This is a genomic window from Methylobacterium sp. 1973 (genome assembly GCF_040545035.1).
Classification (GTDB): Bacteria; Pseudomonadota; Alphaproteobacteria; order Rhizobiales; family Beijerinckiaceae; genus Methylobacterium; species Methylobacterium fujisawaense.
The window spans coordinates 164,742-189,583 of sequence record NZ_JBEPLA010000004.1 but is presented as its reverse complement, the minus strand read 5'-3'; the positions used below and the strand labels follow the sequence as shown (position 1 = coordinate 189,583).

The following is a 24,842-nucleotide window of genomic DNA, read 5'->3' as shown; positions in this document are numbered from 1 at the left end:
CCGTCCCCGGCCCGCAGTGCCCCGCAGGCGCCTTGCCGTTCCCTCGCCTCATGATCGGTCGATATGGCCGAGATCGCGCGCCGGGTCGAGGTGGTCGCGCACGCGTTGCTTCAGGGTCTTCACGTCCGGGAAGCCGCCGTCCCGCACCCGTTCCCAGAGGAGCGCATCGCCCAGCGTGATGCGGAACAGGCCCCCCGAGGCTGGGACGAGGGCGACCTCGCCGAGATCGTCGCGAAAGGTTGAGAGGAGCTCCTGCGCCATCCAGGCTGCGCGCAGCAGCCAGTTGCACTGGGTGCAGTAGGTGATCGCCACGCGCGGCCGATCAGGCCCCGTCGCGCAGGCCGCCGTCACGTCGCTGCCCTGTCTCGCGCCCGCTGGCCCATCGTGCATGACCCCACAGCGCACCGGGCCGCGGGCCTTGTCAACCTCGCCGAAGCCCGTAGCGGCGCGCCTGCCGCCGGCGACGGCCGAACCCGGACTCGGCAATCCGGGATGCGGAGGCGCTTCGCCGGCCCGTCTCCGTGCGGCAAAGATCGTCGGCCGCGCTTGACGTCCCGGGCCGCCGCGCTCTAGAACGCCGGCCACCGGGTTGCGGCGCCCTCGGGGGCGAGCGGCTCGATCGCGTGCGTTGAAACGGCACGCCGGTACGGACGGTTAGCACAGCGGTAGTGCGTTCCCTTCACACGGGAAAGGTCGCAGGTTCGATCCCTGCACCGTCCACCATCCCGCTCCCATCCCCAGACGGTCTGATCCCGCGGACCACCGTGTCGGTTTGCCACCCGAAATGCGCGTGCTAAGGGCGCTCGATCGGTGAACGCATAAGCTTGGACCCGGCCCGATCCGGGTCGCAGGTTACGGGCAGGGGAAGGGCGGAAACAGCCATGAAGGATATCCTCGACAAGCTCGAAGAGCGGCGGGCGCAGGCCCGGCTCGGCGGCGGTGAGAAGCGCGTCGAGGCGCAGCACAAGCGCGGCAAGCTCACGGCGCGCGAGCGGATCGAACTCCTCCTCGACCACGGGTCGTTCGAGGAATTCGACATGTTCGTGCAGCACCGCTCCACCGATTTCGGCATGGAGAAGCAGAAAATCCCGGGCGACGGTGTCGTCACCGGATGGGGCACGATCAACGGCCGCACGGTCTTCCTGTTCTCCAAGGACTTCACGGTGTTCGGCGGCTCCCTGTCGGAGGCGCACGCCCAGAAGATCGTGAAGGTCCAGGACATGGCGCTGAAGATGCGCGCCCCGATCATCGGCATCTTCGACGCCGGCGGCGCCCGCATCCAGGAGGGCGTCGCGGCGCTCGGCGGCTACGGGGAGGTGTTCCGCCGCAACGTCATGGCTTCGGGCGTGATCCCGCAGATCTCGGTGATCATGGGCCCCTGTGCGGGCGGCGACGTCTATTCGCCGGCCATGACCGACTTCATCTTCATGGTCCGCGACACGAGCTACATGTTCGTGACCGGCCCCGACGTGGTGAAGACCGTCACCAATGAGGTCGTCACGGCCGAGGAGCTCGGCGGCGCCAAGGTCCACACCACCAAGTCGTCCATCGCCGACGGCTCGTTCGAGAACGACGTCGAGGCGATCCTGCAGATCCGCCGCCTCCTCGACTTCCTGCCGGCCAACAACACCGACGGCGTGCCGGAGATCACGAGCTTCGACGACGTCAGCCGCATCGATGCATCCCTCGATACGCTGATCCCCGACAATCCGAACAAGCCCTACGATATGGGCGAGTTGATCCGCCGCGTCGTGGATGAGGGCGACTTCTTCGAGATCCAGTCCGCCTACGCCCGAAACATCATCACCGGCTTTGGCCGGATCGAGGGGCGCACCGTCGGCTTCGTGGCGAACCAGCCGCTCGTGCTTGCGGGCGTCCTCGATTCGGACGCCTCGCGGAAGGCCGCGCGGTTCGTGCGCTACTGCGACGCCTTCGATATCCCGATCGTGACCTTCGTGGACGTGCCGGGCTTCCTGCCCGGCACGGCCCAGGAATACGGCGGCCTGATCAAGCACGGCGCGAAGCTGCTCTTCGCCTATTCGCAGGCGACCGTGCCGCTGGTGACGATCATTACCCGGAAGGCCTTCGGCGGCGCCTACGACGTCATGGCCTCCAAGCACGTCGGTGCGGACGTCAACTACGCTTGGCCGACCGCCCAGATCGCCGTAATGGGCGCGAAGGGCGCGGTGGAGATCATCTTCCGCAGCGAGATCGGCGACCCAGAGAAGATCGCGGCCCGCACCGGCGAGTACGAGGACCGCTTCCTGTCACCGTTCGTGGCGGCCGAGCGCGGCTACATCGACGAGGTGATCATGCCGCACTCGACCCGCCGCCGGATCGCCAAGGCCCTCGGCATGCTCCGCACCAAGAAGATGGAGCAGCCCTGGAAGAAGCACGACAACATCCCGCTCTGACACGGGCGCGGTGGCCGGCGGCACGCTCCGCCGGCCTCTCAACTGCGGTCGCTGTTCTCGATCACCGCGCACAGGGTCAGCGGACCCTTGTCGGGCGACACCATGGCCGAACAGGTCACCCGAGCGCCGCCGAGATCGACATTGCTGTGGCGCAGCTTGGTCGCGGTGGCCTGGGCCCGGTGCGCGGCCTCCGTGATGACGGAGGCATCGATGCCCGTCACCGCGTGGCCGGCCTTGCCGAACACGTCGAAATAGCGATCCGGCGGAGTGGCGCCCCGATATTGGGCGCCGACCGACGAGTGGTCCGGTCCGCCGCAGGCGAGGGTCAGGGTCATGTCCTCACCGGCCGTGAAGCTGGCATAGTCGCTCCGGCGATCCGTAGTCTTGGCCGCAGTCTCGCCGGTCACCTTGTCGATCAAGGTGTCGCAGGATTGCGCCCGGGCCGTTCCCGAGCCGGCCGCGAGAAGTGTGAAGACGATCAGGGGGAAGAGTGCGCGCATACCCGCGAGGTAGCGCGACGGCGCGCAAAGGCGAGCCAACCGGCGCTTCGGCGCCTCCGACCCGCCATGGTCCGGATCAGGCGGATTCGCCCCGCCGCGTGTCGAGAGCGGCCCCCGCGCCGGCGAGAAGCCGTCGCTTCAGGCGGGCGATGCCCTCGCGCTGCAACTCACTCGGCGGAGAATGCGCGCCAGCCACCTGGGTCAGCATCGCGATCAACTGCTCCCGCTCGGCCGGTGTCAGCGCGTCGCGCAGCAGCGGAGCCAGCGCGTCGGCGACGTGCGAGAAGGGAAGCCGCGCCTGCGTGTAGCCCCAGGCCCGCTCGAAGGTCGCCGAGATCCGCTCCACCTCCAGGGGCGTCTCCATGTATTCGAGGATCCGCGTCTTCTCGCTGGCGGTGAGGGGGCTGCCCGTACGGACCAGCTGAATCATCAGGATGATCGCGGCCAAGCGGGGATCGCGCACACGCTGCAGCGGCGTTCCGACGAGGTTCTCGAAGGTGGACACGGCGCGGCGCTGGAGCCCCTTCGTGTCCCGGTTGACCTCCTGCAGACCCTTGACGGTCCCGTGCGTCCGCAAGATCCAGAACAGTCCCGCAACGATGAGACCGATGAGGCCGAGCAGGATCGGCATGAACGTCCCCAGATCGAATCGATGCGGGACGGTCCCATGCACATCTCGATGTGTCAAATTGCCGCCGAAAGCCTCCGGGCACCGGAATTCATCATCTGATCTAAAGAATTCCGATCGCATGACTTGCGCGCGGCTGGATTGTGCTTCGACGATCCATCGATCGTCTGACAGTCGAGCGGCGGTCCCGCGAATGCCCCGCGTTCAGCTGGCGGCAGTTACCGCGTCCGTCTTGCCGAGTTCGAGGAGGACGATCTCGGGAGGGACGCCCATCCGCACCGGGATGCGGCTCATCCCGAACCCGCCCGAGACGATCATGTGGCGGCCGTCCTGGATGACATGGCCGTAGGAATAGTCGTGTCCCTGCACCTTGCGGATCGCGGGGGCGTGGCCGAACAGGCGAATCTGGCCGCCATGGGTGTGCCCGGCGAGGGTCAGGGAGACGCGGTCGGGCACGGCGACGAAGATGTCGGGCTCGTGCGCCATCAGGATCACGGGTGCCGAATCGGTGATCGGATCGAGCGTTCGCGGCAGGTCGGCCAAGCTGAACGTGTTCCACGCGTCGAAGAAGGGCTGTTGGTCGCCGAGACCGGCGAGCCAGAACGGCCGGCCGTCCTTCACCAGGCGCACCGCACGATTCTCGAGAACCGGGATACCCTGTGCCTCCAGCAGGCGCCTGACCGCGGGCACGCCGCGACCGTTCCTCTGGACCGTATGGTCGTCCCACCAATCGTGATTGCCGAGGATCGCGTGCGTGCCGAGGGGCGCCTTGAGTTCGGTCATCATCCGGGCGAACTGATCGAGCGGCAGCTTGCGCCACGCGATCCGCCCGGCCGGATAATCGCCGAGCAGAAGCACCAGATCCGGTTCGAGCGCGTTGGTCGCTTCGACGATCTGCGCCACCCGGTCGAACGGCATGAACGGCTCGCAGATGTGGAAATCCGCCAGGACCGCCACCCGTAGTTGCAGCGACGGATCCCACCGCGGCAGGGTCGGCGCATAGGATGTCACCACCAGCCGATGCAGCGGCTCGATGTCGAGGGCATAGACGCCGGTGGCGGCGGTGATGCCCGCGCCTGCAGCGAGCCCCGTCAGGACTTGCCGTCGGCTCGGCATGATCAGCATCGCGACAACACCCGTTGGCTCCGAACTACGCCGGTGTCCCGCTAGGAGCGCAGTCCGGCGAAAGCGGGGCAAGACTGGATTTCACGATCGCGCTTTGCCGCTTCGAAACCGCGAGACGGACCATGGCCTGCCGCCCCGCTCGGTTTATAAGGCAGTGTCTCGTCCAGCGAAGTGATCCGGAACCAGATGTTGAACCGCCCCCTGCGCATCGGCACCCGCGGCTCTCCGATGGCGCTCGCGCAGACCGGCATGGTGCGGGACCAAATCGTCGCCGCCAATCCGGGCCTGGAGACCGAGTTGGTGGTCGTGACCACCGTGGCAGACAAGATCCTGGACCGGCCGCTCTCCGAGATCGGCGGCAAAGGGTTGTTCACCAAGGAACTCGAGCAGGCGCTGTTCTCCGGCGAGGTCGACGTCGCCGTGCACTCGATGAAGGACGTGGAGACCTGGCTTCCCGACGGGCTCACCATCGCCTGCATCCTCGAACGTGACGATCCGCGGGACGCATTCCTGTCGCCGCACGCGGACGGTCTGGCCGGGCTGCCGGCGGGCGCGCGGATCGGGACCTCGTCGCTGCGCCGCGGCGCGCAGGTTCTGATGCGGCGGCCCGATCTCCGGGTCGTGCCGCTGCGGGGCAACGCCAACACCCGGATGCGCAAGCTTGAGGCCGGGGAATGCGACGCGACGCTGCTCGCCCTGGCGGGCCTCCAGCGCCTCGGGCTGGAAGACATGGCCCGCAGCGTCCTGTCGGTCGAGGAGATGCTGCCGGCCGTGGCACAGGGGGCACTGGGCATCGAGTGCCGTACGGACGACGCGGTCATCCGCGACCTCCTGGCGCCCATCGCCTGCGCCCGGACCACCATCGCGGTGTCGGCCGAGCGATCGCTGCTCGCGGAACTCGATGGATCCTGCCGGACGCCGATCGCCGCCCTGGCGCAGATCGACGGGGATGTCCTGCGGATCGACGGCTTGCTGTTCCTGCCCGACGGCAGCCGCCACTGGTCCGTGTCCCGACAGGGGCCCGTGACGGATGCGGAGCGGATCGGCCAGGAGGCGGGAGCCGCCCTCAAGGCGGCTGCCGGCGACACCTATACCCGTCACCTGCAGTAGAAGACGGGCCGCAGGACCCACGCTCTCGATCGCCTTCACGCAGGCCGGTGCGGCTGGCGACCGGCCGCCGCCCTGTGGCGGGGAGCGTGACGTGCTGGAGGGCGAATTTGGGGCCTGACGTCGCGCGCCGCTGACAGAGCCTGGATCCGCCGACGGGCGCTCTCAGCGCCTGGTCAGTCGGCCGGGACCTGTCCGGGGCGGATCGCCTCAGTCCGGCTTGCGATCGCGATCACGCCGGATGCTGCGGCGGACCACGATGAGCTGCCAAATCCCCACTCCGAAAGCCAGGGCGAAGACGAGGCCGATATCGAAAGCCGCGAACAGCCCGTCGCTCACCGATGTCCTCCAGGCCGCAGGTCAGGACGGCGCCGAGCGGCCGAACGTCTCGCGCTCACGCATCCGCTCGATCAGATCGAGGACGTGCACGACCCGGCCGCCGACATCCCACCACGGCCGCAGCGCCGGGCGCCGACGCGTCGGCACGAGCGGTTCGCGCGCGACGGCCTCGATCAGGAAGGCGGCTTCCGGCAGGGAAGGGCCGCCGAGGCCGGCCGCGACTGCGGGCGTGCGGGCTGCGCGGGCGATCAGAACCAGCTTCCGTGCCGTTCCGACCCGGGCGCGGTGCTGGACCGAATCGTAGTCGTGCGCCGCCACCACGCGGCCGATCTCGGAATAGATCAATCCGGCCGCCCGGATCGACGACCGGCAGCCGCGCGGCAGCGCTGCGATTCCGGCCTCCGCGCGGGTATAGAGGACGTCCGCTTCGGCGAGGAGGCGGGCCACCACCTTGGCCAGCGCCGGGCTCGGCCGCGGATCTGCGAGGAATGCCTCCGGATCGAGCCCGGCCGCATCCATCCAGTCCAGCGGCAAATAGAGACGGCCCATCCGGGCATCCTCGCCGACGTCGCGGGCGATGTTGGTGAATTGCATCGCGGCGCCGAGGTCGCAGGCGCGGGCCAGGGCGTCCGGTTCGCGGGTGCCCATGATCAGCGCCATCATGGCACCGACGGAGCCGGCGACACGGGCGGCGTAGGCATGGAGCGCCCCTAGATCGGCGTAGCGCCGGCCTTCGGCGTCCCAGGCAAAGCCTTCGATCAGGGCACGCGGCAGGGCCTCCGGGATCGCGTACGTGGCGACGATCTCCGAGAAGGCCCGGTCGGCGGGAGCGTCGGCGGGTCGCCCGGCATAGGCACGGCCGATGCGTGCCTCGAGGCGGGCCACGGCGTCGCGTCGTCCGGCCGGATCGGCCGCGTCGTCGACGAGGTCGTCCGAGAGTCGGCAGAAGGCGTAGAGGCCGTAGGCCGCCTCGCGGACTTCGGCCGGCAGCAATTGGCCGGCGGCGAAGAAGCTCTTCGAACCGGCCCGGATCGCGACCCGGCAGGCGGTGCGGTCGGCCGCGGCGGCGAATTCAGGCGGTAACGCGGGCATCGGGGACCACGCTGTCGAGAATACGGGCAGAGGAGAGCACGCCGGGCAGGCCCGCACCCGGGTGTGTGCCGGCGCCGACCAAGTAAAGGTTGCGGACGGTGTTCGACCGATTGTGCGGCCTGAACCACGCCGATTGGGTCAGCACCGGCTCCAGACCGAAGCCCGAGCCCCGGTAGCTCAGGAAATCGTCCTGAAAATCCAGAGGGGTCGTCACCTTGGACGTGACGATGGACTCCGACAGGCCGGGCATCACACTCGCCTCCAGCATGGCGGCGATCCGGCGCCGATACGGTTCGGCAAGGGCCTGCCAATCCTGGCCACCCGCGAGATTCGGCACCGGGGCCAGGACGTAGAAGGCGTCGCATCCCGGGGGGGCGAGGCTCGGGTCGGTGGCGGTCGGCCGGTGCAGGTAGAGGCTCGCGTCCTCGGCCAAGACCTTCCGGTCAAAGATGTCGGCCAGCAGGCCGCGGTACCGCGGTCCGAGCAGGATCGTATGATGATCTACCCCCGGATACTGCCGATTGGTGCCGAAATACCAGACGAAGAGCCCCATGGACGAGCGGGCCCGCCGAAACCGGGTGCGGCTCCAGCGCTGCGCTTCCGGCAGCAGACTCGCATGCGTCACGGCCGAGTCGGCGTTGGAGACCACGAGGTCGGCGCCGATCACCTCGCCGCTGGTCAGTACGACACCCGTGGCAGCGCCCTCCTCCACCTGGATGCGCGCGACGTCGACGCCGAGGCGGAGGCGGCCGCCCTGTGTCCGGATCAGACGCACCAAGCCGTCGACCAGCTGCCCGGTCCCGCCCATGGCGAAGTGGACGCCCCAACGCCGCTCAAGATCGGCGATCAGGCAGTAGATGGCGCTGGCTCGGAACGGGTTGCCGCCGATCAGCAGCGGGTGAAAGCTGAACACCGTGCGCAGCCGCTCGTCGCGGATGAACCGCGCCACCACCTCGTAAACGGAACGGTGTCCGGACAGGCGCAACAGGTCGGGTGCGATCTTGAGCATCGATCCGACACTGCCGAAAGGCACATGACCGAGCTGCTCGAAGCCGATTCGGCAAACGGCCCGGCTGTGAGCCATGAAGCGCTCGTAGCCCGCGACGTCGTCCGGTGCGAAGCGCGCGACCTCGGCGCGCATGCGATCCACGTCGCCGCTGTAGGCGAAGGATGTCCCGTCGGCGAAGCGGATCCGGTAGAACGGATCCATCGGCACCAGCGTCACATCGTCCGCGAGCTGGCGGCCGGCGAGCTGCCAGAGTTCCTCGAAAAGCTGCGGGGCCGTGACGATCGTCGGACCGGCATCGAAGGTGAAGCCGTCCTGCCGGTGGACCCGGGCACGGCCCCCGGCCTGGGCCAGGCGTTCGAGGACGGTGACGCGGTAGCCCCGCGCACCCAAACGGATCGCGGCGGCGAGACCCCCGAAGCCTGAGCCGACGACGACGGCGTGCGGACGCCCATCGATCGAATGCGCAATCCTGTGGTCGACCGCGAGTGTCAGCATTGGTTGACACTACTGCGGCCTTTCACCGACGCGCAAGGTCGAAGTGCCGTCCGCCGTGCCGGGTCCCAGTCGTTCAGAACTCGCCGGCCAGTCCGGCGCGGACGCCGACGGCGTTGTCGCCGCCATAGGCCATGCCGGCCGTGACCGCGATCGGGACGCAGCAGGTCGGCAAGCGGTGCGCCACCGCAAGGCCGCCCGCCCACTCGCCCCGATAGGTCGCGCCATTCGTTGCCCAGGTGGTCTTGCCCGGCGCGGACGGCATCGGCGCGGTCGCCATCGCGATGGCCATCGCCACGCCCTGCCGGGCCTCCTTGCGGGTCTGGATGGCGTAGCGCTGCACGGAATCGGTCTTGGCCTCCAAAGCGTTGACCTGTCCCTGGACCGAATCGATTCGGTTCCCGAGACCTGCGATCGTCGACGGCCCGTAGGCCGAGGCCGCAAGGTTGCCGCTGGCATCGGTGGTCACGAAGGCCGTCGCTCCGCTCTGAGCGGCAGCGCTCGCCTGAGATGCGACGCCGGCCAGCCGGTAGGTGTTGGCGGAATTGCCGATCGCCACTTGGTTGGCCTGCGTGGTCTTCACGTTGGCGCCGATGGCGATCGTGTTGGCTTGGTTGGCGGCAGCCCCGTTGCCGAGCGCGACGCTGTTGTTTCCGGCGGCCGAAGCGGCCGCGCCGATGGCGGTGGAACCTGTCCCGGTCGCCCCGGCGACGAACCCGAGCGCGGTGCTCCCGGCCCCCGACGCCGCAGACGCCGTACCGATGGCCGTTCCGCCGAGGCCCTGAGCGTTCGCCGCAAAGCCGAGGGCGACGCTGCCGGTATTCGCCGCGCTCGCGCCGGTGCCCACGGCGGTCGATGCAGAACCGGCCGCACTTGAACCGGCGCCCACCGCGAGGGCGTCGGCGCCGACAGCGATCGGGGCTGCCAAGCCGCTGGTGTTGTTGGCGGCGACGCCGGTGATGCTGGACAGCTGTGAGAGCCTCAGGTCGGTGATTACGGTCTGGCCCTGGGACTGCGTGGTGGTCCCTGTGACGATGTAGAGACCCTGATTGGCGCTGGCGGCTGCTCCGCTTCCCGCTGTTCCGCCGGTCCCGCCGCCGGTCACACTTCCGCCGGTTCCGCCGGTGGTTCCAGTTCCGCCAGTTCCGGTTCCGCTCGCCGTCCCGAGGTTGAGTCCGGTGCCGAGCAGTCCGTCGCCTGGGCCAGTCGTGCCGACGACCAGACCGGTTCCGAGGACGCCTCCGCTCGTGGTCCCGACGTTGAGGCCGGTCCCGAGTATGCCGGTCCCGGGAGCGGTGGTGCCGAGCGTCACGCCGGTGCCCAGAATGCTACCCGTGGTTGTGTCCAGGGTACCGCGAAGAAGCTGCGCCTGGACCGGTGTCGTCTGCGCCGTGCAGATCAGGAGGCCGGCGGTGAACGGGATGGTCGGCGTGATCCACCAGCGGGGGACGGCGAGCCAGGCAGCCCGGGCGCGAGCCGGCACGAGGGTCGAGGGACGCATCTGGAACTCCATTGCTGCGCAGCGGGACGGGGTCCCGAACCGGCCATGCAACTCAGCGATCAGCGAGCGGGAACAGAATGCATCTTCTAGTGGAATGATTAACGCTAACTTTCGGTTGTATTGATATCGGAAGTGCCCGCACAGATAGGTGTTCTCCCGGCGGCCGAGGGGGCACCGGCAGCCGCCTCAGAAAACGCGTGTTTGCGCGGCGATATCCCGACGGAAAGGGGCTATAGGGGCTTGGAAATCCGAGCTTTCGGCAGGGAACGGACGCGTGATGAACGGTCGAGGTCAGACCATTTTCGTGGCGGGCCATCGGGGCATGGTGGGCTCGGCGATCGTGCGTCGGCTGCGTGAGCTGGGCCACGAGCGCATCCTCACGGCCGACCGCCAGAGTCTCGACCTTCTCGATCAGGCGGCGGTCCGTCGCTTCTTCGCCGACAACCGCATCGATCAGGTCTACCTTGCGGCCGCCAAGGTCGGCGGCATCCACGCCAACAACACCTATCCCGCCGAATTCATCCACGAGAACCTGCTGATCCAGTCGAACCTGATCGACGCCGCGCACACGCACGATGTCGACCGGCTGCTGTTCCTCGGCTCGTCGTGCATCTACCCGAAGCTGGCCCCGCAGCCGATGCGCGAGGACGCGCTCCTGACCGGGCTTCTGGAGCCGACCAACGAGCCCTACGCCATCGCCAAGATCGCCGGGATCAAGATGTGCGAGAGCTACAACCGCCAATACGGGCGGCGCTACCGCAGCGTCATGCCGACGAACCTGTACGGGCCGAACGACAACTTCCACTCCGAGAACGCCCACGTCCTGCCGGCGCTGATGCGCCGCCTGCACGAGGCGAAGGTCGAAGGCCGCCCGTCGGTCACGGTCTGGGGCACCGGCCGGGCGATGCGCGAGTTCCTGCACGTGGACGACATGGCCCGCGCCAGCGTCTTCGTGATGGAGATGGACGACGGGGTCTATGCGGCCAACACGCGGCCGGACCTGTCGCACATCAATGTCGGCACCGGCGAGGATTGCACCATCCGGGAGTTGGCCGAGGCGCTGGCCCAGGTAATCGGCTACGCAGGCCGGCTCGACTTCGACGCCACCAAGCCCGACGGGACGCCGCGCAAGCTGATGGACGTGTCGCGCCTCAGGGCCATGGGCTGGCGGCCGGAGATCGGCCTGGAGGACGGGCTGCGCCAGACCTATGGATGGTTCCTCGAGAACCACGCCTCGCTTCGGAGCTGAACGGCCGCGCCGGCGCGGCCGCCTCATCCTTTCACTCCATCGCCACCGACCAGCCGCTCGGGGAGGAGACGGTTCATGGCCCATCGGCCACCCGATGACAGCGCCGATGCGCGACGCCGGAAGTTCCTGCAGAGCTTCCAGAACTTCGACGCGAACAGCCGGTTTCCCGCACCGTACGTCCAGTTCGCCGGCAAGCCGCTGACGGTCGCGGGCGGCCAGGACTGGCGCTACGACGCCCTCGGGTATCGCAACGACGTGCATGCGGATACGCGGCCCTCATCTGAGACGCTGCGGGTCTTCGTCGTCGGCGACAGCACCCTGATCGACGGACAGGTCTTCGCCGATACCGTGCCGGGGCGGCTGGAGACCGGGCTGAAGCAGGCCCATGGGGCGGGGGCGCGCGTCTACAATTTCGGTGCCGTCTCGGCCTGCCTGAATCAGATGATCGCCCTGGTCACGACGCGGCTGATGGATCTTCAGCCCGACGTCATCCTGATCGTCGGCGGAGCGACCGACATCTTTCAGCCCTGGAGCTTCGATCCGCGGGCCGGCGTTCCATACAATCACTTCGCCAATGAAAGTCTCTACGATTACTTCTTCGACCCGAGGAAGAGCGCAGAGGACACGGTAGCACTGTCCTATGACGGCCTGCAGGCGATGATCTTCAACCGTCTCGAGAATCTGCGGGCGCTGACGAACTGGCAGTCCGAGATCTGGGAATGGGAGGTCGTGCGGCAGTTCGAGCTGGCGCTCAGGCGGCTCGCGCGGCTCGCTCCCGGCATCGGTGCCCCGGTTCGGTTCCTCCTGCAGCCCACGATCGTCCGCAAGGGCGCGCCCGTCGGCACGGAGGCGGGCACGGCCTCCGACGCGTTCCTGGCCTATCTCGATCGCCAGTATGCACGTTTCGAGGGTGTTCTCGGCCGGCTGGATACGCAGGATTCAGCCTTTGCGGCCCGGGACCTCAGCCGCCTGTTCGAAGGCGACGCCCGAAACCTTTTCACGGACATCGTTCACGTGACCTCAGAGGGCCGCCAGATGATGGCGGACCGCCTCCAGGCGGAGGTGGCCGAGACCCTCGAGACCGCGACGCCGGCCTGAACCGTGCGCGAACCGATCGTCTTCATCGGGGATTCGATCACCGAATTGTGGGGCTTCCACCGGGCCGGCACCTTCGAGGCCTACAACCTGATCCCCCGCGGCGGGTCCGGTCAGACGGCCCGCTGGATCACCATGCGGTTTCGGCGCGACCTCGAGGAAACGCGAGCCCGGGGCGTGCATCTTCTGTGCGGTGTGAACGATATCGGCCGCAACGAGGGCTTCTTCGTCCCGGCCGACGAGATCGCCCGAACGCTCGCCGGCATGCTCGACGAGGCCCGTGCCATGGGCGTGCAGGCCTGGATCGGCTCGATCATGCCCGCCGCCAGCATCCCCTGGAATCCGGAGGTGCGCGACGCGCCGGCAATGATCGCGGCGGTCAATGCATGGTTGCGAGACCATGCGCATGAGCACGGCGCGACATTCATCGACTACCATGCGGTGCTGGCGACCGAGACAGGCGGACTCCGGCCCGAATACGGCACCGACGGGCTTCATCTGAGCCCGGCCGGCTACGCCGCCATCGAGCCGCTGATGCTCGCCGCCCTCGGGCGCATCCCGCCGCCGACGCCCGGAGGGGTGGGGCGGGGCGCAGCCAAGGTCCGCCGACGGTGGATCGGTCTTGCGGTGGCGGCGGCAGCGCTCCTCGGTGCTGCCGCCGTTCTGGTTCTCGGCGCCCGCTGATCAGAGCCGGCGCACCGCCCCGTGGGCCGCGCTGGTCGTCAGCATGGCATAGGCACGCAATGCCGTACTCACCTTGCGCTTGCGCGGGGTCGCAGGCTGCCAGCCCGCCGCGTCCTGCGCGATCCGCCGCCGATCCAGCTCCGCCTGATCCACGTCCAGATGAATGCGCCGGTTCGGGATATCGATGGCGATCCGATCGCCGTCGCGCACGAGGCCGATCAGGCCACCCTCGGCGGCCTCCGGCGAGACGTGGCCGATGGACAGGCCCGAGGAGCCGCCGGAGAACCGCCCGTCGGTGACGAGGGCGCAGGCCTTTCCGAGCCCCTTCGATTTCAGGTAGCTCGTCGGATAAAGCATCTCCTGCATGCCGGGGCCGCCGCGGGGCCCCTCGTAGCGGATCAGCACCACCTCGCCAGCCGTGACCTTGCCGTTGAGGATGCCGTCGACGGCCGCGTCTTGGCTCTCGAACACCCGCGCCGTCCCGGTGAAGGTCAGGATCGAGGCATCGACGCCTGCGGTCTTCACGATGCAGCCCTGCTCGGCGAGGTTGCCGTAGAGGACCGCGAGCCCGCCATCCTGCGAATAGGCGTGTGCGGCATCGCGGATGACGCCGCCTTCCCGGTCGAGGTCGAGCTCGTCGAAGCGGGATTCCTGGCTGAAGGCCACCTGGGTCGGCACGCCGCCCGGGGCCGCCCGGTAGAAGGTCTGGACCGACGCGCTCGGCGCGGCGCGCACGTCCCAGCGGGCAAGGGCGTTGCCCAGCGTGCCGGCCGAGACGTTGCCGACCTCGGTGTCGATCAGACCGGCCCGGTCGAGCTCACCGAGAATCCCCATGATGCCGCCGGCCCGGTGCACGTCCTCCATATGGACGTTGGCCACCGCCGGGGCGACCTTGCACAGCACCGGCACCCGCCGGGACAGCCGGTCGATATCGGCCATGGTGAAGGGCACCTCGCCCTCGTGCGCCGCCGCCAGCAGGTGGAGGACCGTGTTGGTCGAGCCGCCCATGGCGATGTCGAGGGTCATGGCGTTCTCGAACGCCTTGAAGCTCGCCACGGCGCGCGGCAGCACGCCCGCGTCGTCCTGCTCGTAGTGGCGGCGGGCGAGATCCACGATGAGGTGACCGGCCTCCACGAACAGGCGCTTGCGGTCGGCATGGGTGGCGAGCACCGAGCCGTTGCCCGGCAGCGCCAGGCCCAGCGCCTCGGTGAGACAGTTCATGGAATTCGCCGTGAACATGCCCGAACACGATCCGCAGGTCGGGCAGGCCGAGCGCTCGATCACCGCGACATCCTCGTCGGAGATGCGGTCGTCGGCTGCGGCGATCATCGCGTCGACGAGATCGACCTTCCTGGCGATGCCCGGCAGCTGGACCTTGCCGGCCTCCATCGGGCCGCCCGAGACGAACACCGTCGGGATGTTGAGGCGTAAGCTGGCCATCAGCATGCCGGGTGTGATCTTGTCGCAGTTCGAGATGCACACCATCGCGTCGGCGCAATGCGCGTTGACCATGTACTCGACGGAATCGGCGATCAGCTCCCGGGACGGCAGCGAGTACAGCATCCCGTCATGGCCCATGGCGATGCCGTCATCCACCGCGATGGTGTTGAACTCCTTGGCGACGCCGCCGGCGGCCTCGATCTCGCGGGCGACCAGCTGGCCGAGATCCTTGAGGTGGACATGGCCGGGCACGAACTGGGTGAACGAGTTCACCACGGCGATGATCGGCTTGCCGAAATCGGCATCCTTCATGCCGGTGGCGCGCCAGAGGCCGCGGGCGCCGGCCATGTTGCGGCCGTGGGTGGTGGTGCGGGAACGATAGGCGGGCATCGAGAGCTTCGACTGGTTCAAAGGTGAAAGGCTTCTGCGCCGGTGCTCGCGCCTCTGCAAGCGTCGCGGAAGGGGCCGTCCCCGTGGCATGCTCCTGGCAGATGGCAGGACGGAGGGATCATATCGTGATGACACAGGTGGAATCGCTCCGGCGGGCCATCGCGCAGGGCCAGGGTCGCACGGAAGCTGACCTCGTCCTGAAGGGCGGCCGTTTCCTCGACCTCGTCACCGGGGCGCTTGTCGCCTCCGATATCGCGATCTGCCGCGACCGCATCGTCGGCACCTTCGGCCACTATCGCGGCACGCGGGAGATCGACATCTCCGGCAAGGTCGTTGTTCCGGGCTTCATCGACACGCATTTCCACGTGGAATCCTCGCTGATGCCCCCGCAGGAATTCGAGCGCTGCGTTCTCCCCCACGGCGTCACCACGGGGATCTGCGACCCGCACGAGATGGCCAACGTTCTCGGAACGGACGCCTTCCGATGGTTCCTTGCTTCGTCCGAAACGCTGGCGATGGACCTGCGCGTGCAGCTCTCGTCCTGCGTCCCGGCCACCGACCATCTGGAGACTTCGGGGGCGCGGATCGACGCGCAGGACCTGCTGTCCTTCGTCGGCCACCCGAAGGTCATCGGGCTCGCCGAATTCATGAACTTCCCCGGCGTGCTGGCGGCCGATCCCGGCGTGCTCGACAAGCTCGCCGCGTTCCAGGGCCGGCATATCGACGGTCACGCCCCGCTCCTGCGCGGCCTCGGACTGAACGCCTACATCGCGGCCGGCATCCGCACCGAACACGAGGCCACCACGCCGGAAGAAGCCCTGGAGAAACTGTCCAAGGGGATGACGGTGCTGATCCGAGAGGGCTCGGTCTGCAAGGATCTGCACGCGCTGGCGCCGATCCTGACCGAGCGGACGGCGCCGTTCCTGGCCTTCTGCACCGATGACCGGAACCCCCTCGACATCGCCGAGGAGGGGCATCTCGACTTCGTCATCCGGACCGCCATCGCCCTCGGCGTCCCACCCCTCGCCGCCTACCGTGCGGCCTCATGGTCGGCGGCCCGGGCGTTCGGGCTTCACGACCGGGGGCTCGTCGCCCCCGGCCAGCGCGCCGATCTCGTGGTGCTTGACGATCTCGACACCTGCGCCGTGTCCCAGGTTCTCAGTGCCGGACGCCCGGTGAACGAGGCGCTGTTCGCCACGCGATCCGCCGTGGAGCCGATCGGCCGCGGCAGCGTGCGGGCGCGGCGGGTCAGCGCCGCGGATTTCGCCGCGCCGGGCTCCGGGCCTTCGACGCCGGTGATCGGGGTGATCCCGGGCCAGATCATCACCCTGCGTCACGACCTCGCCCTGCCCTATTCCGGCGGGGAGCGCCGGATCGACCTGGACCAGGACGTCATCAAGGTCGCGGTGGTCGAACGGCACGGCCGCTCCGCGCCGGGGGTGCGCGGCATCGGGGTCGCGTTCGTGAAAGGCTTCGGCCTGAAGCGGGGGGCCATCGCCTCGTCGGTCGGGCATGACAGTCACAACATCACGGTCGTCGGGGCGGATGATTCCGACATGGCCGTGGCTGTGAACCGTCTGGGCGAGATCGAGGGCGGCTTCGTCGTGGTCGAGGGTGGCGAGGTGCGCGCCGAGATCGCGCTGCCCGTCGCCGGCCTGATGAGCCTGATGCCGTTCGACGACATCCGCCGGTCGCTCGTGACTCTGCGGTCGGCCGCCAGAGGCCTCGGAGTCGTGCTGCCGGAGCCCTTCCTGCAGGTGGCGTTCCTGCCGCTCCCGGTCATCCCCCATCTGAAGATCACCGACCGGGGCCTTGTGGATGTCGACCGTTTCGCCCTGATCGACCCTTGATTTCGATTGTGCGCAATTTAAATGGGGCTGTGCGAAGGCCCGCCGGCGCCTACATGCCGACTTTCTTCCTCCAACCGGAGATCGCTATGTCCGTAGATGTGAAGTACCGCACCACCGCCACCGCCACCGGTGGCCGCGACGGCGCCGCCCGCACGGCCGACGGCAGCTTCGAGGTCAAGCTGTCGACGCCGAAGGAGCTCGGTGGCGCGGGTGGCCCGGGCGCGAACCCGGAGCAGCTCTTCGCCTCCGGCTACTCGGCCTGCTTCCTCGGCGCCATGAAGGCCGTGGCCCCGTCGCTGCAGCTCAAGGTCCCGGCCGATACCAGCGTCACGGCTGACGTCGGCATCGGTCCGCGCTCCGAGGGCGGTTTCGGCATCACCGCCGATCTCACGATCAGCCTGCCGGGCCTCGACCGCGCGGACGCGCAGAAGCTTGTGGACGCCGCTCACCAGGTCTGCCCGTACTCCAACGCGACCCGCGGCAACGTCAATGTCGGTCTGAAGCTGGCCTAAGACGGTGTCCGGCGGGTTTCGCGTCCGCGAGGCCCGCCGTCGCACCACCCGCGGGCTCGATCCGCGGGTCGATGCCGTGCCGTCGTGGCGCCGCGACGCGTACGATGATGGCGCCGGCCCGCAATCCGTGCCGGACGAGGCCGCCCTCCGACTGACCTCGCGCGCCGGATCTCACACGTCGGCGCGGGCCCGCATGCAGACCTTCCCGGCTGCATCGAGGGTCACACCCTCGAACCCGGACCCGCGGGTTCGGCCGCAGACGCGAAAGGTCTGGTTGGCCGTCATCGGCGAGACGCCGCGATAGGTGAAAATCCGCGGCACGTGTCCCAGGAGCGTCGCGGCGAGGTTCATCAGCAGCGTGGCCTGCATTGGGCCGTGGACGACGAGATCGGCATAACCCTCCACCTGCGTCGCGTAGGGCTGGTCGTAGTGGAAGCGGTGGCCGTTGAAGGTCATCGCCGAATAGCGGAACAGCAGCGTCGGCGTCGCGGGCACTGCCCAGATTGCCGCGTAGTCATCGGGATCGTCGCGTTCGGGCGCGGCATCGGTTCCGGTCTGCGCCCCGGCCGCCTCGCGATAGACGATGTCCTGCCGTTCACGGATCGCGACGCCCCGTCCCGTGGCGACGGCGTGCTCGACGGTGACGAAGCACAGGCTTCCGCTTCGCCCGTCCTTGAAGACGACGTCCCGTACCGTCTCGGTGCGGGTGACCGCGTCTCCCGCGCGCAGATCCGAAAGGGTCTCGATCTGTCCGCCCGCCCACATCCGCCGGGGCAGCGGCACGGGCGGGAGGAACCCGCCCTTCGCGACGTGGCCGTCCGGACCGAGGGCGTCGGCGGCCGGCGTCTCCGGGGCGAGACACCAGTGCAGCGCCGGCCACGCGATGCCGTCGGCGACCGGGGCGAGATGCGGCCCGAGGGTCGCGCGGAACTCGGCCATCAGGCGTGGGGTGACGAGGTCGGAGGCCTCGCGTGTCCGGCCGATCCAGGCGGCGAAATCGGTCATGTCAGTACGAACGCGGCAGGCCGAGCACATGCTCGGACAGGTAGGCGAGGATCAGGTTCGTGGAGATCGGCGCCACCTGGTAGAGGCGGGTCTCGCGGAACTTCCGCTCGATGTCGTATTCCTCGGCGAAGCCGAAGCCGCCATGGGTTTGGATGCAGGCGTTGGCGGCCTCGAACGAGGCGTCGGCCGCGAGCATCTTGGCCATATTGGCTTCGGCTCCCGGATTCGCGCCGCCCTCGTAGAGGGCCAGCGCCTCCCGGACCATCAGCTCGGCCGCGCGCATGTTGGCGTAGGCCTTGGCGATCGGGAACTGCACGCCCTGATTGGCACCGATCGGACGGCCGAAGACCGAGCGCTCGCCGGCATAGATCCGTGCCTTCTCGATGAACCACTTGGCGTCGCCGATGCATTCGGCGGCGATCAGGATCCGCTCGGCGTTCATGCCCGACAGGATGTAGCGGAATCCCTTGCCCTCCGCGCCGATGAGATTCTGGGCCGGCACCCGGAGGTTGTCGAAGAACACCTCCGTGGTGGCATGGTTCATCATCGTGCGGATCGGCCGGATGGTGAGGCCGTTGCCCCTGGCCTCCCGCATGTCGACGAGGAGCACCGACAGGCCGTCGGTGCGTTTCATGGTCTCGGTCCTGGGCGACGTGCGCGCCAGCAGCAGCATCAGGTCCGAATGTTCGGCACGGCTGGTCCAGATCTTCTGGCCGTTGACGACGTAGTGGTCGCCCTCCAGGCGCGCCGTGGTCTTGAGGCTGCCGGTGTCGGTGCCGGAGGTGGGCTCGGTCACGCCGAAGGCCTGGAGCCGCAGGCGTCCTTCCGCGAGGGCCGGGAGATATTCGGCCTTCTGCGCCTCGGAGCCGTGCCGGAGGAGCGTGCCCATCGTGTACATCTGCGCGTGGCATGCGCCCCCGTTGCAGCCGGCCCGCTGGACCTCCTCCAGGATCGCGGCCGCGGCCGAGAGCGGCAGGCCGGAGCCGCCATACGCCTCGGGGATCAGAACCGACAGGTAGCCGCTCTCGGTGAGCGCGTTCACGAACGCGGTCGGGTAGGTCATCTCCCGGTCGAGGGCCCGCCAGTACGCGCCCGGGAAGCCGGCGCAGAGCTTGGCGACCGCCTCGCGGATCTCGGTGTAGGCTTCCATCGACATCTCCTCAGGCCGTGCGGCCGCCGTCGACCGGCAGATCGACGCCGGTGATGAAGGCCGCCTCGTCGGAGGCGAGGAACAGGGCGGCCGACGCGATGTCGCTCGCCTGGGACAGGCGGCCGAGCGGGATCGTGGCGATGAACCGGTCGCGGTTCTCGGGGGTATCGGGCACGCCCATGAAATGCTCGAGGAGCCCGGTGGCGCCCATGACCGGGCAGAGGGCGTTCACCCGGATCTTCCAGGGCGCCAGTTCGAGCGCCAGGGACTTCGAGGCGAGGCTCGCCGCGCCCTTGGAGGCGTTGTACCACGTCAGCCCCGGCCGCGGCCGCAGAGCCGCCGTCGAACTGACGTTCAGGATAACGCCGCCGCCCGCATCGCGCATGAGCGGGGCGACCTCCCGGACATAGTGAAAGATCGACTTCACGTTGACCCGGAAGACCCGGTCGAAGTCTTCTTCGGTGACCTCCATCAGCGGCTTGTTGCGGTGTGTGGTGCCGGCGTTGTTGACCAGGATGTTCGGCAGACCGAAGCGCTGCCGTGTCTCGTCGACGCTGGCGATGACATCGGCGGCGAGGCCGACATCTGCGGCGATGGCGATGGCGTTGTCGCCCAGATCCGCCGCGACCCGCGCGGCGGCCGCGCCGTCGATGTCGATGCAGGCGACCTTCGCGCCCTCGGCGACGAAACGCTGGGCGATCCCCGCTCCAAAGCCGCTGCCGGCGCCCGTCACAAGCGCGATCTTGCCGTCGAGCCTCATCGTGTCCTCCCCGCGTGTCGTTCGGTGTCGATCTCTAGGTCCTCAGGTGCCGGGAGCGAACTCGGCCCGGATACGCGCGCCGTGCGCGTCGATCGCCGGGACGGGGCCGAGGGCGCGGATCTGCCCGTCGACCAGCACCGGCGGCGCGACGATGCGGGCGGATCCGGCGGGTGTCCCGACCTCCGTGCGGATCAGTGCCGGGTGGGTGGCGAGGTCCGCAAGCGTGTTGACGAAACCGTAGGCGGTGCCGGCGGCCTTCAGCCGGGCGGCGGCGGCGTCGCGGCTCAACCGCACCAGCTCGGCGCCGATGCGCAGGTCGACGGCGGCGCGGTTGGCGACCCGGGCGTTGTTGGACGCGAAGCCTTCGGCGCGGGCGAGATCCGGCTCGCCGAGCACGCCAGCGCAGAAGCGCGCCCATTCGCGCTCGTTCTGGATCGAGATCAGCACGAGGTTGCCGTCGGCCGTGGGGAAGGCGCCATAGGGACAGATCGAGGGATGGGCGAGGCCGACCCGCTGCGGCGCCTGCCCGGTTCCCTCGAAATAGAGCAGCGGCACGTTCATCCAGTCGGCGGCGGCGCTGAACAGGCTGACCTCCAGGGCGCAGCCCTGCCCAGAGATGCCCCGGGCGATCAGAGCCTCCAGCACGGCCGCATGGGCATCCATGCCGCAGGCGACGTCGCAGACGGACACGCCGACCCGGCCGGGTCCCGCCGGATGGCCGGTGATGCCCGCGAGCCCGCTCTCCGCCTGGACCAGCAGGTCGTAGGCCTTCATGTCGCTGTAGGGGTTGCCGGCACCGTAGCCCGAGATGTCGACGGTGATCAGCCGGGGATAGCGTGCACGCAGCTCCGCCGATCCGAAGCCCGCGCGCGCCGCGGCGCCGGGGGCGAGGTTCTGCACGAACACGTCGGCCCGCGCGAGGATCGCGTGCAGGAGCCGGGCATCGGCCGGGTCCTTGATGTCGGCGACGAGGCTCTCCTTACCGCGGTTGAGCCAGACGAAGTAGCTCGCCAGGCCGTCGACCGCCGCGTCATAGCCGCGGGCGAAATCGCCTTCCGGCCGCTCGATCTTGATGACCCGGGCGCCGGCATCGGCGAGCCGTGAGGTGCAATAGGGGGCGGCGACGGCCTGCTCCAGGGCGAGCACGGTGAGCCCTCGCAACGGCAGGTTCTGGCTCATCCGCACCCTTCGTCTTTGCGCCGCCCCGCGAGGCCGGAGCTGGAACAAGTGGAACGGCCGGAGGCTCCGCCAAGCGGGCGGCGGTGACAGGGCTGCCCGGTCGTGGGCCTCCGGCCGGGCTTTCACACGGTGCCGGCGAGGCCGGCGGTCGAGCCTACTCGGCTGCGTGCAGCGTGGGCGGTCCGCGGACCTCCTCCACCGGCTCCGCGTCGGCGCGGGCGACCTGCGTCGTTTCCGGCCGGTCGCGGAAGGACAGGCGGTGGGCCAGCCGGTCGAGATAGATGTAGATCACCGGCGTCGTGAACAGCGTCAGCACCTGGCTCACCGCGAGGCCGCCCACCATGGCGTAGCCCAGGGGCTGCCGGATCTCCGAACCGGTGCCGGTGGCGAGCATCAGCGGGATGCCGCCGAGGAGCGCCGCCATCGTGGTCATCAGGATCGGCCGGAAGCGCAGCAGCGCGGCCTTCCGGATCGCGGCCTCGGGGGTGAGCCCCTCCTCGCGCTCGGCGACGATGGCGAAGTCGACCAGCATGATGCCGTTCTTCTTCACGATGCCGATGAGGAGGATGATGCCGATCAGCGCGATCAGGCTGAAGTCGAACCCCGCCCACATCAGCATCGCCAGGGCGCCGACGCCGGCGGACGGCAGGGTCGACAGGATCGTGATCGGGTGGATGAAGCTCTCGTAGAGGATGCCGAGGATCAGGTAGACCACGAACAGCGCCGCCAGGATCAGGAGCGGCACCGTCGAGAGCGATTGCTGGAAGGCCTGGGCGGTGCCCTGGAAGCCGCTCACCACGGTCGGCGGCACCTGCAGCTCCCGCATCGCCCGGCCGATCGCCTCGGTCGCTTGGCCCAGTGCCACGTCGGGAGCGAGGTTGAAGCTGATCGTCACCGCCGGGAACTGGCCCTGGTGGTTCACGGCGAGCGGCGCCACCGGAACGGTCGTCCAGTGGGCGAAGGCAGCTAGCGGTACTTGCCCGCCCCCGATCGGCGCCTTGATGTAGATCCTGTCGAGGCTCTCGACGCTGCCCTGCAGCGCCGGCAGAACCTCCAGCACGACGTGGTAGCTGTTCAGCTGCGTGAAGTACTGGGCGATCTGGCGCTGGCCGAACGCGTCGTAGAGCGTGTCGTCGATCAGCTGAGGCGTGATGCCGTAGCGCGAGGCGGCGTCGCGGTCGATCGACAGCGTCAGCGTCGTACCGCGGGTCTGCTGGTCGGTGGCGACGTCGCGCAGCTCCGGCAGGGTCTTCAGCGTGTCGAGGATGCGCGGCGCCCAGGCGTTCAGCTCGGCGAGATCCGGATCTTGGAGCGTGTATTCGAACTGGGTCCGCGAGGTGCGGCCTCCGGTGCGCACGTCCTGGGTGGCCTGGATGAAGGTCCGGATGCCCTCCACGCGCTCGAGTTTCGGCCGCAGGCGGCCGATCACCTGGAAGGCATTGGCGTCGCGCTCGTCGCGCGGCTTGAGCGTGATGTACATGCGCCCGGAATTGAGCGCCTGGCCGTTGCCGCCGAGCGACATGCCGACGGTCGCCACCGCCGGATCGGCCTGGACGATGGCGCCGACCTTCTCCTGCAGCGCCTGCATCGCCGAGAACGAGATGTCCTGCGACGCCTCGGTGACGCCGATCATGAAGCCGGTGTCCTGCTGCGGGAAGAAGCCCTTCGGGATCGCGACGAACAGGTAGCCCGTCAGTGCCAGCGTGGCGAAGAACACCAAGAGCGTGACGCGGCGGAACCGCAGAGCCACGTCGAGGGCATCGGCGTAGACTGCAAGCAGCCCGTCGAACGCGGCCTCGCTGATCCGGTAGAGGCGGCCATGGCGCTCGCCGTCGTGCGGCTTGAGAAGCCGCGAGGCCATCATCGGGGTCAGCGTCAGCGACACGAAGGCCGAGACCGCGATCGTCATCGACAGCACCACGGCGAACTCGCGGAACAGCCGGCCGATGATCCCGCCCATGAGCAGCAGCGGGATCAGCACCGCGATCAGCGACACCGAGATCGACACGATGGTGAAGCCGATCTCGCCCGCGCCCTTGAACGCGGCCTCCATGGGCCGCATCCCCGCCTCGACGTAGCGGCTGATGTTTTCGAGCACGACGATGGCGTCGTCCACCACGAAGCCCACCGAGATGGTGAGCGCCATCAGCGAGAGGTTGTCGAGGGTGTAGCCCGCCATCCACATGAGCGCGCAGGCGCCGAGCAGCGCGAGCGGCACCGTCACGCTCGGGATCACCGTCGCCCAGAAGCTGCGCAGGAAGACGAAGATCACCCCGACGACCAGCACGATCGTCAGCATCAGGGTGAATTGCACGTCCTCGACCGAGGCGCGGATGGTCTGGGTGCGGTCGCTGAGGATGCCGACCTTGATGGCGGCCGGCAGGGTGGCGGTCAGGCGCGGCAGCTGCGCCTTGATGCTGTCCACCGTGTCGATGACGTTGGCGCCGGGCTGCTTGAACACGACGAGGAAGATGCCGCGCCGGCCGTTGGTCCAGCCGGCCTGCTTGGTATCCTCGGGGCCGGCGACGGCTTGTCCGATATCGCGCACGCGCAGCGGCGCGCCGTCGCGATAGGCGATGATGACGTCGTTCCAGTTCTGCGCCGCAGTGAGCTGGTCGTTGGCGTAGATCGTGTAGCTGTGGCTGCCGCCGTCGATGCTGCCCTTGGGGTTGTTGACGGTGGTCAGCGTGAGCTGCGCGCGCACGTCCTCCAGGGACAGGCCCTTGGCCACGAGCTTGGCCGGGTCGATCTGGACGCGGACCGCCGGCTTCTGCTGGCCGCCGATGAAGACCTGGGCGACGCCGGAGATCTGGCTGATCCGCTGGGCCAGCTGCACGTCGACCGCGTCGTCCACATCGATCAGCGGCAGGCTGTCGGAGGTGGCCGAGAGCAGCAGGATCGGCGAGTCGGCCGGATTGACCTTGCGGTAGGTCGGCGGGGTCGGCAGGTTCTTCGGAAGCTGGCCGCTGGCGGCGTTGATCGCCGCCTGGATGTCGCTCGCCGCGCCGTCGATGTTGCGGTTGAGATCGAACTGGACCGTGACCGTCGAGATCCCGAGGGAACTCGTCGAGGTCATCTGCGCCACACCCGGGATCTGCGAGAACTGCCGCTCCAGCGGCTGCGCCACCGACGAGGCCATCGTCTCCGGGCTCGCGCCGGGGAGCTGCGCGGTCACCTGAATCGTCGGGAAATCGACCTGCGGCAGCGGTGCGACGCCCAGCAGCGGATAGGCCACGACCCCGAGGAACAGGATGCCGACCATGATCAGCGTGGTCGCCACCGGAAACCGGATGAAGGGTGCCGAGATGCCGCCTTTCACTG

Annotated in this window: 21 protein-coding genes and 1 tRNA gene; 8 read left to right on the top strand and 14 right to left on the bottom strand. The window is 68.8% G+C overall.

Translation table 11 applies throughout. The features are described from left to right. Positions 1-48: 48 nt before the first annotated feature. Positions 49-390 (bottom strand): Rdx family protein, encoded by a 342-nt coding sequence (locus ABIC70_RS10420; protein WP_083683805.1) that lies wholly within the window; start codon positions 388-390, stop codon positions 49-51. Positions 391-648: 258 nt separating this feature from the next. Between ABIC70_RS10420 and ABIC70_RS10415 the strand changes: the two genes are divergently transcribed. Together ABIC70_RS10415 and ABIC70_RS10410 are read left to right on the top strand one after the other, a co-directional pair. Continuing rightward, positions 649-723 (top strand) — tRNA-Val (locus ABIC70_RS10415). A gap of 158 nt (positions 724-881) precedes the next feature. Continuing rightward, positions 882-2,414, top strand: a complete 1,533-nt coding sequence (locus ABIC70_RS10410; protein WP_043379941.1) for an acyl-CoA carboxylase subunit beta — start codon at positions 882-884, stop codon at positions 2,412-2,414. A gap of 38 nt (positions 2,415-2,452) precedes the next feature. Here the strand turns inward: ABIC70_RS10410 and ABIC70_RS10405 are convergent, their stop codons facing one another. From ABIC70_RS10405 to ABIC70_RS10395, 3 genes are all read right to left on the bottom strand, one after another. Next, positions 2,453-2,914 (bottom strand): hypothetical protein, encoded by a 462-nt coding sequence (locus ABIC70_RS10405; RefSeq protein WP_043761209.1) that lies wholly within the window; start codon positions 2,912-2,914, stop codon positions 2,453-2,455. 76 nt (positions 2,915-2,990) lie between these two features. After that, positions 2,991-3,545: a tellurite resistance TerB family protein gene (locus tag ABIC70_RS10400; RefSeq protein ID WP_043761211.1), complete on the bottom strand. Its 555-nt coding sequence runs from the start codon at positions 3,543-3,545 to the stop codon at positions 2,991-2,993. A 201-nt stretch (positions 3,546-3,746) separates the two neighbouring features. Continuing rightward, a complete protein-coding gene (locus tag ABIC70_RS10395; protein WP_043379947.1) occupies positions 3,747-4,667 on the bottom strand; it encodes a metallophosphoesterase in 921 nt (306 codons plus the stop codon). Positions 4,668-4,853: 186 nt separating this feature from the next. Here ABIC70_RS10395 and hemC point away from each other — a divergent pair, with 186 nt between their 5' ends. Further along, positions 4,854-5,777 (top strand): hydroxymethylbilane synthase, encoded by a 924-nt coding sequence (hemC, locus tag ABIC70_RS10390; protein WP_354439675.1) that lies wholly within the window; start codon positions 4,854-4,856, stop codon positions 5,775-5,777. A 207-nt stretch (positions 5,778-5,984) separates the two neighbouring features. On the opposite strand, the gene ABIC70_RS10385 is transcribed toward hemC, so the two are convergent. From ABIC70_RS10385 to ABIC70_RS10370, 4 genes are all read right to left on the bottom strand, one after another. After that, a complete protein-coding gene (locus ABIC70_RS10385) occupies positions 5,985-6,113 on the bottom strand; it encodes a hypothetical protein (RefSeq protein WP_257787419.1) in 129 nt (42 codons plus the stop codon). 21 nt (positions 6,114-6,134) lie between these two features. Continuing rightward, positions 6,135-7,205 carry a phytoene/squalene synthase family protein gene (locus ABIC70_RS10380; RefSeq protein ID WP_182591606.1) on the bottom strand — a complete coding sequence of 357 codons (1,071 nt, stop codon included), beginning with the start codon at positions 7,203-7,205 and terminating at the stop codon, positions 6,135-6,137. Next, positions 7,186-8,709, bottom strand: coding sequence for a phytoene desaturase (locus ABIC70_RS10375; RefSeq protein ID WP_354439674.1), 1,524 nt, complete (start codon positions 8,707-8,709; stop codon positions 7,186-7,188). The genes ABIC70_RS10380 and ABIC70_RS10375 overlap by 20 nt, the downstream gene beginning before the upstream one ends. A gap of 73 nt (positions 8,710-8,782) precedes the next feature. Then, positions 8,783-10,207 carry a hypothetical protein gene (locus ABIC70_RS10370; protein ID WP_354439673.1) on the bottom strand — a complete coding sequence of 475 codons (1,425 nt, stop codon included), beginning with the start codon at positions 10,205-10,207 and terminating at the stop codon, positions 8,783-8,785. A 277-nt stretch (positions 10,208-10,484) separates the two neighbouring features. Here ABIC70_RS10370 and fcl point away from each other — a divergent pair, with 277 nt between their 5' ends. The 3 genes from fcl to ABIC70_RS10355 all read left to right on the top strand — a co-directional run bounded on the left by fcl (position 10,485) and on the right by ABIC70_RS10355 (position 13,235). Further along, on the top strand, positions 10,485-11,456 hold the full coding sequence (gene fcl, locus ABIC70_RS10365; protein WP_354439672.1) for a GDP-L-fucose synthase: 972 nt from the start codon (positions 10,485-10,487) through the stop codon (positions 11,454-11,456). Between the two features lie 75 nt (positions 11,457-11,531). After that, entirely contained in the window at positions 11,532-12,554 is a 1,023-nt protein-coding gene (locus ABIC70_RS10360; protein ID WP_053610725.1) for an SGNH/GDSL hydrolase family protein, read from the top strand. Between the two features lie 3 nt (positions 12,555-12,557). Then, positions 12,558-13,235, top strand: a complete 678-nt coding sequence (locus ABIC70_RS10355; RefSeq protein WP_043357626.1) for a GDSL-type esterase/lipase family protein — start codon at positions 12,558-12,560, stop codon at positions 13,233-13,235. Here the strand turns inward: ABIC70_RS10355 and ilvD are convergent, their stop codons facing one another. Next, entirely contained in the window at positions 13,236-15,065 is a 1,830-nt protein-coding gene (ilvD, locus tag ABIC70_RS10350; RefSeq protein WP_043357638.1) for a dihydroxy-acid dehydratase, read from the bottom strand. 128 nt (positions 15,066-15,193) lie between these two features. On the opposite strand from ilvD, the gene ade reads away from it, so the two are divergent. Further along, a complete protein-coding gene (gene ade, locus ABIC70_RS10345) occupies positions 15,194-16,915 on the top strand; it encodes an adenine deaminase (protein ID WP_354439670.1) in 1,722 nt (573 codons plus the stop codon). A gap of 86 nt (positions 16,916-17,001) precedes the next feature. After that, positions 17,002-17,427 (top strand): organic hydroperoxide resistance protein, encoded by a 426-nt coding sequence (locus ABIC70_RS10340; RefSeq protein WP_043357630.1) that lies wholly within the window; start codon positions 17,002-17,004, stop codon positions 17,425-17,427. Between the two features lie 171 nt (positions 17,428-17,598). On the opposite strand, the gene ABIC70_RS10335 is transcribed toward ABIC70_RS10340, so the two are convergent. The 5 genes from ABIC70_RS10335 to ABIC70_RS10315 form a co-directional block, all read right to left on the bottom strand. After that, positions 17,599-18,432, bottom strand: coding sequence for an HTD2 family dehydratase (locus ABIC70_RS10335; RefSeq protein WP_279898188.1), 834 nt, complete (start codon positions 18,430-18,432; stop codon positions 17,599-17,601). Between the two features lies 1 nt (position 18,433). Next, a complete protein-coding gene (locus ABIC70_RS10330) occupies positions 18,434-19,582 on the bottom strand; it encodes an acyl-CoA dehydrogenase family protein (RefSeq protein WP_354439669.1) in 1,149 nt (382 codons plus the stop codon). Positions 19,583-19,592: 10 nt separating this feature from the next. Further along, complete coding sequence (locus tag ABIC70_RS10325) at positions 19,593-20,342, bottom strand: glucose 1-dehydrogenase (protein ID WP_043356292.1); 750 nt, start codon at positions 20,340-20,342, stop codon at positions 19,593-19,595. A gap of 42 nt (positions 20,343-20,384) precedes the next feature. Continuing rightward, positions 20,385-21,521 (bottom strand): CaiB/BaiF CoA transferase family protein, encoded by a 1,137-nt coding sequence (locus ABIC70_RS10320; protein WP_354439668.1) that lies wholly within the window; start codon positions 21,519-21,521, stop codon positions 20,385-20,387. A 154-nt stretch (positions 21,522-21,675) separates the two neighbouring features. Further along, positions 21,676-24,840 (bottom strand): efflux RND transporter permease subunit, encoded by a 3,165-nt coding sequence (locus ABIC70_RS10315; protein ID WP_354439666.1) that lies wholly within the window; start codon positions 24,838-24,840, stop codon positions 21,676-21,678. Positions 24,841-24,842 lie beyond the last annotated feature (2 nt).